Below are 12,114 nucleotides of genomic sequence, written 5' to 3'. Positions count from 1 at the left end.
CGGCTCAGAAAGGCCCTCGATGCGCTACGACCGCACCCAGACCGCAGCCTTCGTGGCAGCACGCGATCTCAAAATCCCGCTGCACACGCTTACCTTCCCCGTCTCCTGGCGCCGCCCCATTCTCGACCTGTACACCGCCGGCTGGCGTGAGGAATCACGCGCGCGCGCCCAGCAGGTGCCAATCGGGCGTCTCAACGCACTGATGCGTACCGCAGCCCCCGATCTGGTCTCCACCGCGACCCGGGCCAACCTCGACGAAGGCAACCCCTGGCTATTCGCGGCGAAGCCGTTCCCTCCGGCGATCATGCGGACCTTCATCAACGCCTGGCTGTATGACCTGCCCACCACCGACGACGGTAAAGCGCTCGTCCTGCCGACGATCACCAAGCTCGACTCCGGCATCCTGCAATGGACGCAGAAGACCGTCGACCTACTCGCCCACGAACTCTCCGGTGGCAACACCGCTGTGCCGCAGCCTCACCTGTTCACCTTGCTGCCTGACTACGCCGCAGCTAGAATCGCGGGCCAGTCCTACCAGCACGGCAGCAAATCTATACGGTTCCGGCAAGTCGCGGCCAATCCCGCCAACGGCTACGCCGAACTCGTCTCCTGGCCGCCGCTGGAACACCACACCGGCAAAGGCAGCAACATCCGGACCTGGTATTACAGCGCCACGATCAAGATCGCGCTGCGTACAAAGGCGTTCGACCCCACCCTGCGACTGCACGTCGACACCGGCATCCGGCGTTGGACCAGCGGCGAGCTGAAAACCAAGGGCCGCTGGGGAGCCTCCACTCTTCTCCAGTCGACCAGCCCGTTCGTCACCGACGCACCGACATCGCAGAAGTTCGCAGTCGCCCACCTGGTCTGGGACCGCGATACCCGGGAGATGGGCTGGCGCAACGGCGGCACCGAACAGATCCTCAACCGGATCGGCGCACTAGACAACCTTCCGGCAGCCGAGCAGCTCGCCGGCAAGTCGGACGCCTGGCTCTTCGGCCGGGACGGCGTTACTGCCGCAGTCACCTACCACACCACCATGCGCGGCCCCGACCACCAGGTTGGCACCGGAATAATGCCAGCCGAACGCAGCCGCCTCATCCGCTGGATCGGTCAGTGCCTGCAGCCCGACTTCGATCTCGACCATCCCCTGACCCGCGTGCTCATCGGCGGCAAGGCGAGCCGGAGTCTCACCAAGCTCGAAAGCGTCCCGAAGGACAAGAAGGACCACACCGACGCCGAGCGCGCCCAGCTCGTCGAAAGGCAGGAAGCCGCCCACGCCGCGAACAATGAAATTTCGAAGGCGAACGCGCTCATCCGGCGCCGGCAACTGTCCGCCGCAGTGGACGGCAGGCTCTCCGTCGTCTTGCTCTACCAGGGCGACGGCAAGGGAATGCGAGACCGCCTGCTCGCTACCGTCGAACGACTACTCGATCTGCCCCATCAGCAACCCGCCAGCAATGACACCTGGACGTGGGACATCGGCGACCTCACCCTCACGATCCACGCCCGTCCTCTTGGCAGGCTCGGCGCAGCGCTCGGCGAGGGCTCCGTTCCCCGGCTTGGCCGGAAGCACGACGATGCCGTCGCCACGCGCCGGAAGCTGGTAGCTTCCGCCATGAAAGATCTGGCCGAAGAAGTCGGTGACACCCTGCAACTCGCCCTCATCGAGCTCGACGGCGCGAAAGCCTTCAACGCACGCACCACCGACCCGAAATTTGCGATCCGCATGGGCTGTGCCGATGCCGACATAGTCAGCCAGTTCATCCGCCCCGACGAGTTCCCCGGCAAGGACTTCGACAAGGAAGAGGCTAGCAACCAGCACCGGGCCGAAGCCGCCTGGGACGACTGCCTACGTCAGCTCGGCATCCGTTTCGTCCCGCAACATCGTCTCAAGAGCGCCATCCCCGACGACCTCGAGCAGCTCGCATTCTGGGTCGTCAAAAGGCGCAACGACGACACCAACACCCATCAGATCTTCGTCCCTATCGCCATCCTGATCCGGCCCGGTCAAAAGCACATCATGGGCAAAGCTGAAGGCATGGCCGACTGGGTGCCCTACCCGACCCTGCTCAAGACCCTGGCCGGCACGAACTACCACGCCAGTCCTGCCAAGGAAGATGAACAGAAAGAGCGGCTCGCTGCCTTCATTCGAAGCACCCTAACGCGGTTCCGAAACACGCAGACCCTTATCCTAACCGAAGCCCACAACATCCGGTATCGCCTCACTGCGGTACAGAATGCTCATATGCTGCCCGACCAACTCCAGCTCGGCGAATTGCGACCTCAGAAGATCAGCCTTTTCGGCAAGAGAATGAGGCTGGTGCGGATCTGCGGCAACGAACGCCACGAAACCCCTGAGTCATGGGCTTTCGAGGGCGACAGCATCGGCATCTCCGACGGGTTGTGGCGACACGACGACGGGAACGGGAACACCGGGCAGGCGCGCGTCTACTACAGCACGGTTGACAAGCCGGCTACCCACAGTTCCGTCGTCATCGACCTAGCCAAACTTACGCCTCATTACAAGGAAAACCCGGCGAAGGTCCGTACTCCCGGCCTCTTGGACGGAAATTCTGTAGGGGACGGAAGGGCGGAAGACGCGAGGAACTATCTCGACCCTTCTAAGAGCGCGTGGAACGCCGAACTGCTCGAGTTCGTCGTCGCCGCGTACCCCGAGGGCGAAGACCCTGCAACTTGGGCCGGGTTTCTGCACCAGCAACGCCACTGCTTTGACGACTACCGGTCGGCACTCAGCAGGCCCTTGATCATGCACGTCGCACGACTCGCCAACCAGTATGCTCTACCTGCCGAGGAGAACCTTGAAGACGATGAGGATAGAATAGACGATCAACCAGAACCAGAAGGCGATATTCAACTTGCCTTCGACTTCGATCTCTGAACCCTGTCAGAACGAAAGGACAAATGGCTGGGTGCCTCAGTCCGCTTGAGGTGCCCAGCCTGGTCTACATCAAGGTCGCTTGGCGTATCCATCGGGCCCGCGCACAGACGGCGACCGCGAGGTGAGCCAGAGCCGCGGGATGGTGCCGGTCACGGACAGGCTCGCTGCGAGTGAGGCGGGTGAGCACCATCAGCCGCGAGCACGTCAAAAGCGCTGCCCTAACTCAGGAGGCGACGAGGTAGTGGCAAGCAGCCGGCCTTGCGTAGTCAGCGGCAGATCTCCACACGTGCATGACCACTCTGTCTCGGAAATGCGGCATCCTCTTCACCAAGTCAATTGGTGAGGTCGGCGAAGGGGGTCCAGCGTACGGTGTCGTCTTTGTCGCGAGCGGAGGTCAGACGGACGGCGAACTCGTTGGCGACGCCGGGTGTGCTGGCGAGCAGTGGTACGGCAGCGGCGATCATCTTGAGTTCGCGGGCTTCGCGGAGGGTCGGCCAAGGCGGGGTCGGTGGTGACGTCGTAGCCGTACGCCGAAGTGAGGGCTTGGTGTGCGCGCCGATCCGGTCATCAGGTGCCCACGCCTACCGCAGCTACAGTGCGGGAGAAGCCGGCGAAGGTGGACACGTGCTCATGGCGCTTCAGGTCCCGGCGCAGGTTGTGGATGCGGTCCAGGATGCGTGGCGAGCTGAGCTGCCGGGCTTGTTCGCTGACGCGGGCCAACTGGAGGGCTGCGTAAGTAGATCGCGGCACGAGTGCTGCACCGTGTGCCGGACAAGTCGGGCGTATCCGAACGCGGCCTCGGCGGATCGCCTATCAGATGGCTTGTCGACCCGATAGCATATAGATAATTACGCCGACAGCCCTTGGTTTCGGTTTCGTTCTAATATTCCGCCCTCGTTCAGGAGATCTTTTAGTCTTCCTCTGTACTCTGTGGTTGTCTCGACGGTCAAGGGAATCTCTTCGCCTTCTTTTTTGCCGATCACTCCAGCCTCGCGTAGTCGTCTCGCATCGGAAATGCCGATTCGGCCGTCTCCGTGTACGGATAGGTTACGTGCAACAGCGACCTCTACGACGCCAGCTTTGCCGCAGGCGAGCGCATTCCAATCCTTGCCTTGTGCCTTCAATAGCTTCTCGCCCCATACCTCAATTCCGCCGGCACTACGAGAGTCTCCGGGTGGGCTAAAGGATGCGAGCGCGGCAGTCTCGGCCAGCGTGTATGTCTGCGTTAGGACCGCGCTGCATAGGGCGCGAACGTCTGCCAGTGCCGACAGGTGGTCCGCCAGGTAGAACCTATAGCTTCCGCCTGTCAATGGTACGCGAGCCTTCGTCTGCTCTGGTTCCTTTAGGCTGAGCGACTCCAAGAGGATCCTTTCTCTGTTGAAAGCTATCTGTGCGCTATAGAAAAACCGAGTGATCCTTCTGTAGTCAGTCCATACGCTGGCAATCTCTTCGGCGGTTAGTGTCACCGACTGCCTCCTGAAGGGCTGCGTTGGAGTGTGGATCATGCTCATGATGGGCCCTGCCGCAATGCCCTCACGTTGGGCGCGAAGGAGCAAGATGCTATCAGGGCTACTTAGCAAAATACACGCCGATGTGCTTGGCTTGCAAAAAGAACTGACCAATAGGACGGACCTCCTGGTTTGGTGCTATTAACGTAGAGTCGGACGGGGTGGCCAAAGGTGGCGGAGATGGTCGAATTTACTCAAGATGGCCATTTGGTTGGCCGCGCGGGCCCTGGGAGTCGGCGTTCATGCGCTGTCCCTATCCACTAAGCTAAGGGGAGGACACTGCGGCTGCCGGTGGGGACAACCGTAGGCTCCCTGCGGGAAGGTCAAGAGACCGTTGGCGGCCCGGCGATGACTGTCTGTGATTGCTTCCAGTCGACAGGTTTGCCAAGTGAGGTCCTACCCCGCAGTGTGCTTGCCAAGGGCCGGTACGTTGCAGGGATGACCGACACGGCTATCTTGACGGCAGCCCTAACCGGTATGGCAGCGATCAGCGGTGTCTTGGTCAGTGTGCTGGCCGACTGGCTGAAGGATCGACGACGGACTGCGCACGAGCGGATGCTGCGCGAAGAGGACAGGCGCGACGCTGCCAGCGACCGACGTCGTACGCTCGAGTTGGAGAATTTGATCTCCGCATACGATGGATTGTGGCTGCTGGCACGGGAAGCCGCAAAAGCCCATCATGCCGACATGCGTGCAGCGAAGCACACCGAGCACGGATACGGTGGGATGCTTCTGCCGGAGGGTACCGAAATCGATCTGAGTCAGACTAGCCAGGCGGTTAAGTCGATCAGGCTGATCCTGGACGACCGGGTTCGCCGACTCGCGCTCGATGCACACGAGGCCATTGGCGCGGTAGGCCTGCTCGGCGTTCGGGCGAGGATGTTCCAAGAAGGTCCCGTTAGCCTGGCCGACGGTGAAGTGGCGATGGCCGACGCCGTACGCAAGGTAGATGCCGCAATGGAGGCTGTCTCGGAGCTAATACGGACGTTGATGGCACAGCGTTGACGCCGACGTACAGGCGGTCTCGCATCTTCGTGTATCGAACTCTCCGAGTCTAGTCGTCTACCATTGGCGTCAGGGTCAGTGTGACAACGGCTTACAACAGGGCTGCGGGTGGCGTAACGAGTCGCGACACGGTTGCGGAGAGGTCGTCGATCCGTACCGGTTGCTCGATGTCGGGCGCGAGGACGATGGTTGGGTGTCGACTCCTGCGAACCAGGTTGTATGGCGGGTGATCTTAAGCGCTCGGTCGTGCAGGGCGTGGGATCGTGTGATGCGGATGACGAGGCCGGCTGAGGGGAGTGCGTACACGGCGTTGCTGGTCAGCCGCAGCAGGCCCAGGTGTCGCTGGCAGCGACGCCGAGTTGAGCGACGATCTGGTGCATCGCCGCTGTCTGCGCCCACTCGGTGAACCCCTCCGGCTGATCCGGCCATCAGCCGATCAACAAGACTTCGGTGTGCTTTGACGCGATGTACTGGTGGCCTTCCCTGCGCAGCTCGACCAAGTCGGCGGATTGGATGACTGCCGCGACTGGGCGGAGGTGCCGAAGGCTGGCAACTCGCCGGATGAGGGATTGCGCGTCGGCTGACGTGTTGTGGTAAGCGATGCTGACGTGCGGGACGAACCCGCCCGCCCGTTCGGGTAGGGCAGCCGGGCCGCAAACCTCGGCGATGGATTCGCGGATGAGGTCACGGAGCCTGCGGACGGGCTCCGGCGGACCGACACTGAAGCGGACGGCTCCGGGCGAGCCGGCGAGCGGGCCGATCTCGATCGGGATGGGGGAGAAGCCGACGCAGCGTCGGCGTACGTCGTTGACCACCGCGGCGGCCACATCGGGTGCGGCCTCGTCGGTGAAGGCGAGTCGCTGCATCGTGATGTGCAGACTGGCCGTCGGAACCAGGTCGAGGTGAGGTAGGTCGCGCAACTGCTCCTGGCAGTGGGCCGCCATGGCGGTGAGGGCCGGGACGTGGCCGAGCATCACCAGCCAGTGGTAGGAGCGTCGGCCAGGCGTCCATCCCGGGCGGTCCCAGTGGTTGACCATCCGTTGTACCTGACGGAACTGCGCCCACTCCTGGTCGGCCCAGGGGCGTTCGCGGTCGTGGTCCAGTGCTTCGGGCTGCGCGGTCATCGGTTCCCTCGGCCTTCGCCGAGCCACGTGTGCACCTCGTCGACGAACGACTCGGCGCAGGGATCGTCGAACTTCTCACTGACCATCGTGGCGAGGTCGCGGGTTCGCTGACGTATCGACTCGATCTGGTTGTCCTGGCAGGCTCGCATGGCTTGGCGGGCGATGTCGGCGGCCTGCTCGACGTCAGGTCGGTCCCCGTCTACCAGCGCGGTCGCCAGGTCCAGCCGGACCAGGGCCTGGCTCCACACGGACGGTGACGTGTCGACGATCGTGACTGCGCGGCCGGCAAGGTTGAGAACCTGCTCGGTGCGTCCCAGCGCGAGGTACGCCGTTGCGGCGTTCGACGCCACCCGTGCCTCGCTGTAGAGGCCAAACGAGACACACGAACTCATGCCGGGCTCGGGCGACAGGTCCGAAAGCACCTCGTAGGCGGTGCCGATCGCCTGTTCTGCCTCCTGCGTCTGGCCGAGCTTCGCGTGCGCGCGTGCCTCGCCGTTGACGGCGAGGCGTACCGCCTGTGCTCCACGGCCAGCGAATCGGCGGCCGTCCACGGCGTAGGCGAGCGCCTTGCGGTACTGCCCGTCGTAGAACTCGGCGAAGCTCTGCGTGCCCCGGACCCATGCCTTGAGTTCCCGGTCCTCCGCGTAGTCGGCGAGCTGGAACGCCTCGATCCCGTAGGCCCGCGCCGAGCTGAACCGGCCGAGATTGACCGACATGTAGCTGAGCAGCCCGGAGAGCTGCCCGGCGATGGTGAGCAGCCGGGCGCTGTACCGGGGCTGCATCCGCAGCGGGATGAGGCTCTGCACCCAGCGTCGCTGCCGCACCACGTCGGTGGCGAGCGCGAGTGGCCCTTCCTCCTCGTAACGTGCGACGACATCCGAAACGTAGAGATCGAGCGTGTCCAGTAGAGCGTGGTTGACGCTCGCGTCGTTGTTCTCGCGAATCCGGGCCAGGATGACCGAGGGCTGCTCGACCAGCCCTTCGGCACTACCGACGCTACGGGCAGCGGGCACAACTCTCCTGTGGCCGGAGACGGCACTGATCTCCGATTCGACAACAGCAGCATCCTGCCGTACCACTGCGCGGGGGTTGCGGAATCCGAGTTCGTCGTCGGTGTCGGCGTTGAGGACGATGCGCAGCGCGGTGCGGTAGTCCTCGGCGGGGTAGCGGATCTTGCCGTTTTCGAGTTTGCCTAGGTAGTTGGCGGTGAAGGCGCTGTGGGCGGCTTGTCCGGGATCGGGGTAGAGGATCTTGTTGACGGCGTCGGCGAGTTGCCGGCGGGTCAGGCCCAGGCGCAATGCTGTTAACTTTATGGGTCCTGGCTGGTGGTGACCCAGAGCCTGATCTTCGTGCGGGGTGGTAGCGGCTTCTTGTACTCGTCTTTCTGGCGTGGGTAGCGGCGGCCGGGTTGGCGCTGCTCGCGGGCGAAGCTGCGTGGCCGGCGTTCGGCGGGAAGCAGGTTACGCGGGTCGGTGATCTCGTAGATGACGTCGTGGACGAGCTCAGCCAGTCGTTCGGGGGGAAAACGCCGCGTCGTCACTGACGTGACGGGCGACGGCATCGCGGGCGCGGGTGAACGATATCCGGTCCGGGTCCAGGCCGGCCTGTTCCGCGCCGGCCACGATCAGATGCCGGATGGCCTGGTAGAGACAGAGCAGCCCGTACACCTCCTGGCGGACGAGGTCGGGTTTACGGGAACGGAGCACGACGTCGGCTCCGCCGCGTAGCCGGGTCTCGACCTCTCCGATGGCGGTCTCGATCCGCCACCGGTCGCGGTAGAGGTCGGGAAAGTCCCCCAGCGGATAGGCCCGCTCATCGAGCAGGGTCGTGACCAGGCAGAACAGTTCGCTGACCTCGTACTCGCCGTGCTGGTCGGGTTCGGTCTCGACGGTGTACTCGATCACCCGTACCTCGATACCGGGAATCTCGGCCGGCGGGACCTTCCGCCGCCGTAGCCGGCGCGCCGCGACCGGATCGGCGATCCGCGAGATCCAGGAGCCGTCCGCCAGCCGGCGCAACACCGGCAGGTCCACCCCCGCCTTGACCCGAAACACCGCGTGCGCGCCGGTCGCGGCGATCGCCCCCAGGTCCTCGTACGACAGGAAGTTACGGTCACCGACCACCACATCGGTGGACCCGAGCAGCGGCCACAGCGTCCGGGCCAGCGGCTGCTCGCCCTCACCCAGACCACCGAGCGCCACCCCCCGCAGGCAACGGGTACCCGTCTCGGCCAACGCCACCACCCGTACCTGCGGATACCCCACCGGGCCCTGCCCGTTGGACGGCGACCCGAACGCGGCCACGTTCTCCGGCGTCCTCGCCACGTTCAGGCAGAACCCGTCGACAGCCACCTTCCGCAACCCGTGGAAGTACCCCCACGGCGCCTGTTCCGGCCCCACCACCGACCCGCCGAACGAGGTCTCCAACACCCCTTCCAGCACCTCCGGACCCAACCGCCCCCGAGCCTTCGTCAACGCCGCCGCCGTCGGCTGCATCCCCACCTCACGACGCGTCCGGTACCGCCCGGCCCACGACAACCCCGACAACAGCCTGTTCCACACCTCCACATACGCGCTGTCCATGAACAACACACACGCGATCACGTAGTAGACGACCAACCGAGCCGGCAACAACCGGGACCGCTGCTCCCGCGCGTCCCACCGCTCCACCACCAGATCGACCACCTCCGGCGGAAACGCCGCGGTCAACACCCCCACACCCACCAGATCCGGCAACCGAACCCGCGACTCCTCCGCGACCCGCTCCTCAACCCTCGCCACGACCAGCGATCATAACCCCACCCACACTAAGTTAACAGCATTGGGCCCAGGCGTTCGCGTGCTGCGGTGAGTGGATGGTTCTGCATGACACCCCCGATGTGTGGCGCACGATCTGATGCGTGGTGGCGCGAACTGCCTGTGGCGGTAATCGATTTTGGACAGTATCCCACCTGGTGAATGCCGCCTTCAACCATCTGCGTCGAGCAATTCCTGTCCCTGCCAGGGAATGCGTCAACGACGCAATGTCAAGAGGGGAGGCAGGGGATGGTTTCCGCAACGGGAAGCATCCCTTCCAGTAGTGGGGGAGCGTCGCCCCGTCCCGGGCGGGACGCCTACCGCAGGCGGCCAGTCATCGGCCACGGTGTGTGCGGGGTTCGGCACAGACGCCGTACCGCTGACGTTGCCGGACCCCGACGCGGCCTGCCGCCGCCGGAAGCCCCCCGTGACCAGCGGCGGCAGGCCCCGCGCAGAAGCCCAGGCCTACCGGCCAACACAGTGGACGTACCCGGAAAGGGGGTTGTGATGCTGGAAGCGGTGCGTGCCGCCCAGGTTGCCCGACGGCCAGGCCCCGGTCGTGCCGGAGGATGCGCTGCCGGATGTCGGCCATGATGCGCCGGTAGTGCGGCTCGAACTGACGTGCGGGCATGCCGAAATCGTGCCCCAGCTCGGCCTTTGCGGGAGACCCGCCGGGGTGGCGTCGATCCCGTGGAGCGGCGCTCAGCTGCTCCTTCGCCGATCGGCGCTACCTCGGCGATCCCCATCGACACCCCGGCCGGGCCGGTGCACGCGGCACCGTCGGCCACCGCACGCAACCCGGGAGTGCTCCCGATTGTCGGCGTTCGGCGGAACATGAGCCGCCGAGACGCCCGTACCAGCGGCCCTGTGGGCGTACTCGCCGTTTGTGGCTGCGTGCGCAGGGCGGGCGGCCCGACCTCCGCGCCCCCGTTCGGGGTCGGGCCGCCCATCCCACCTTCCCCACCGAACCGCGATGTAGCGGCGATCCCGTGACCTTCGAAAGGGCGGTCCCACCCGTGCGCAGACTCCTCGACCGTGTCCTGTTCCCTCGGCGTACTCGGCGGCAGGCCCGGCTGCTCGCCAGCCTCGCCGACCAGACCCGGCCGCCCGCCCGGCCTCCGGCTGCTGCTGGCGTCGGCGGCGGGTCGCGTCCGCCGGCCCGGCACGGCGGCAACTCCGCCACCCACCTCTACTACGGCGCAAGCGTGGTGCGGCCGTCGATCAGCCCCGGGCTGGTCCGCGACCGGCGGTTCCCGGTCCGCACCCGGCGCGGTTGTGACCCGACCGAGGTACGCGCCTTCCTGCACCTGGTCGCCGACGAGTTGGCGGCGGTGCGGGCCGAGTTGGCGGTCACCCGGGACGAGAACGTGCGGATCAAGCAGGCGTTGCGGGACTGGCAGTCGCGGCAGTTCCAGGCCGGGATGCCGGCCTGATCCGGTCGACCCCGGCCCGCCGGCAGGTGAACACAGTGGACGATGCAGGGGGAGGGGTAGCTTGATGCTGGATGTGGTGCTCGCCGCCATCATCGCGCTGCTGGTCGGCGCGGTGGTCGGGTTCGGTTTGTGTCGGCATCGGCACCGCTGGTGTCCCGGCTGCGGCCGTACCCTGACCTGCCCGGCGTGTCCGACCGGCGGGCTGCTGCCCGCGCAGGTCGAGGCGGCCGGGCGTCGGTGGGCGCCGCAGCCGGCGCGGACCGCGACCCTGCGGCGGACCTGGGTGTGGCCCGGCCGGGCCCGGCGGCGGGTCGGGCGGTGACCGCGCGGGTGGTGGCCGTGGTGGGCCGGGTCGGGCATGTGGCGTGGCGTCCGTCGTGGCGGTGCCGGGCCTGCCGCCGGCCGTGGCCGTGCGAGCCGGCCCGCGCCGAGCTGCTGGCGAGCTTCGACCGGATCGGCCGATGCATGTACGTGGCCGAGCTCGCCGCCGAAGCCGCCCGCGACCTGCCCGGCCTGACCCCGGCGCAGACGTACGCGCGGTTCATCGCGTGGGCGCGGCGGCGGGAGCCGGCATGACGGTCTACCGCACCCGGACCACCACGGCCGCCGCCGCTGTTGCTTCCGGTGGTGGGGTGCCGGTGCCGGCTGCGGCGGTACGCGGCCGGTCGCCGCTGCTGGCGGACGAGTTCTTCCTGCTGGCGCATGATGATGTGACGGGTCGGCCGCGTCTGCCGGCCGGGCCGGTCGGGTACGGTCTGGCCGCCGCGCTGCTGGCCGACCTGGTCGACGCGGGCGCGTTGCGGGTGCACGACGGCCGGTTGTGGCTGGCCGCGCGGCACGTGCCGGTGGATGCGCTCGGCGGCTGGATCCTGCGCTGGCTGGCGGCGGAGCCGAGGCACCGGCGGGTGGGGACGTGGTTGGCGTTGTTGGCGCCGCGGGCGCATGGCCAGGTCGCGCGGCGGCTGACCGCGGCGGGCGTGGTCCGGCCCCGGACGGTACGCCGCCGGCTGCTGACCACCGCCGTGGTCCATGTGCCGGCGGACATGAACCGGGCCGCCTGGGCCTGGGCCCGTCTGACCGTACGCCTACAGCGCGGTGAACCGTTGCCGGCTTTTGAGGCGCGGCTGGGCGGGTTGTGTCTGGTGACCGGGCTGGACGACTTCGTGCTCACCGGCCTGCCGGCGGCGGCCCGCCGCCACCTGCACCGGGAGACCGCAGCCCGCCTGCCGGCCGAGATCAGCGAACTGTTCACCATCGCCCGCCACCGCCTCGACGGCGCCGCCCACCGCCGCTGACGCTAGGACACCCATCTGTTGCTTGTCTCTGACGCGCTTGCGGCCGGAAGTC

General features: G+C 66.4%; 11 protein-coding genes and 1 pseudogene. 6 read left to right on the top strand and 6 right to left on the bottom strand.

The features are described from left to right. Nucleotides 1–19: 19 nt before the first annotated feature. A complete protein-coding gene (locus tag O7543_RS15475) occupies nt 20–2,902 on the top strand; it encodes a DUF3962 domain-containing protein (protein WP_281553176.1) in 2,883 nt (960 codons plus the stop codon). A 332-nt stretch (nt 2,903–3,234) separates the two neighbouring features. Here O7543_RS15475 and O7543_RS15470 read toward each other — a convergent pair. Continuing rightward, nucleotides 3,235–3,433, bottom strand: a pseudogene (locus O7543_RS15470) (aminoglycoside phosphotransferase); the annotation flags it as partial. A gap of 317 nt (nt 3,434–3,750) precedes the next feature. Then, nucleotides 3,751–4,368 carry a hypothetical protein gene (locus O7543_RS15465; RefSeq protein WP_281553177.1) on the bottom strand — a complete coding sequence of 206 codons (618 nt, stop codon included), beginning with the start codon at nt 4,366–4,368 and terminating at the stop codon, nt 3,751–3,753. Nucleotides 4,369–4,848: 480 nt separating this feature from the next. Between O7543_RS15465 and O7543_RS15460 the strand changes: the two genes are divergently transcribed. Beyond that, complete coding sequence (locus tag O7543_RS15460) at nt 4,849–5,415, top strand: hypothetical protein (RefSeq protein ID WP_281553178.1); 567 nt, start codon at nt 4,849–4,851, stop codon at nt 5,413–5,415. A 428-nt stretch (nt 5,416–5,843) separates the two neighbouring features. Here the strand turns inward: O7543_RS15460 and O7543_RS15455 are convergent, their stop codons facing one another. The 4 genes from O7543_RS15455 to O7543_RS15440 all read right to left on the bottom strand — a co-directional run bounded on the left by O7543_RS15455 (nt 5,844) and on the right by O7543_RS15440 (nt 9,319). After that, nucleotides 5,844–6,389, bottom strand: a complete 546-nt coding sequence (locus O7543_RS15455) for a 2'-5' RNA ligase family protein (RefSeq protein ID WP_281555422.1) — start codon at nt 6,387–6,389, stop codon at nt 5,844–5,846. 146 nt (nt 6,390–6,535) lie between these two features. Continuing rightward, nucleotides 6,536–7,837 carry a hypothetical protein gene (locus tag O7543_RS15450; protein WP_281553179.1) on the bottom strand — a complete coding sequence of 434 codons (1,302 nt, stop codon included), beginning with the start codon at nt 7,835–7,837 and terminating at the stop codon, nt 6,536–6,538. Nucleotides 7,838–7,848: 11 nt separating this feature from the next. Continuing rightward, nucleotides 7,849–8,079, bottom strand: coding sequence for a hypothetical protein (locus O7543_RS15445; protein ID WP_281553180.1), 231 nt, complete (start codon nt 8,077–8,079; stop codon nt 7,849–7,851). Continuing rightward, nucleotides 8,042–9,319 (bottom strand): IS4 family transposase, encoded by a 1,278-nt coding sequence (locus tag O7543_RS15440; protein ID WP_281553181.1) that lies wholly within the window; start codon nt 9,317–9,319, stop codon nt 8,042–8,044. Before O7543_RS15440 ends, O7543_RS15445 begins: the two co-directional genes overlap by 38 nt. A 1,031-nt stretch (nt 9,320–10,350) precedes the next feature. Here O7543_RS15440 and O7543_RS15435 point away from each other — a divergent pair. The 4 genes from O7543_RS15435 (at nt 10,351) to O7543_RS15420 (ending at nt 12,062) form a co-directional block, all read left to right on the top strand. Further along, a complete protein-coding gene (locus O7543_RS15435; RefSeq protein WP_281553182.1) occupies nt 10,351–10,767 on the top strand; it encodes a DivIVA domain-containing protein in 417 nt (138 codons plus the stop codon). Between the two features lie 64 nt (nt 10,768–10,831). Further along, nucleotides 10,832–11,089 (top strand): hypothetical protein, encoded by a 258-nt coding sequence (locus O7543_RS15430; RefSeq protein WP_281567118.1) that lies wholly within the window; start codon nt 10,832–10,834, stop codon nt 11,087–11,089. Next, entirely contained in the window at nt 11,086–11,343 is a 258-nt protein-coding gene (locus tag O7543_RS15425) for a flavin reductase (protein WP_281567120.1), read from the top strand. Before O7543_RS15430 ends, O7543_RS15425 begins: the two co-directional genes overlap by 4 nt. Then, nucleotides 11,340–12,062, top strand: a complete 723-nt coding sequence (locus O7543_RS15420; RefSeq protein WP_281553185.1) for a GPP34 family phosphoprotein — start codon at nt 11,340–11,342, stop codon at nt 12,060–12,062. Before O7543_RS15425 ends, O7543_RS15420 begins: the two co-directional genes overlap by 4 nt. Nucleotides 12,063–12,114 lie beyond the last annotated feature (52 nt).

It is taken from the genome of Solwaraspora sp. WMMA2080 (assembly GCF_027497395.1).
Taxonomy (GTDB): domain Bacteria; phylum Actinomycetota; class Actinomycetes; order Mycobacteriales; family Micromonosporaceae; genus Micromonospora_E.
Note: the sequence above shows the minus strand (reverse complement) of the source record. Positions and strands in the feature narration are given on the sequence as shown.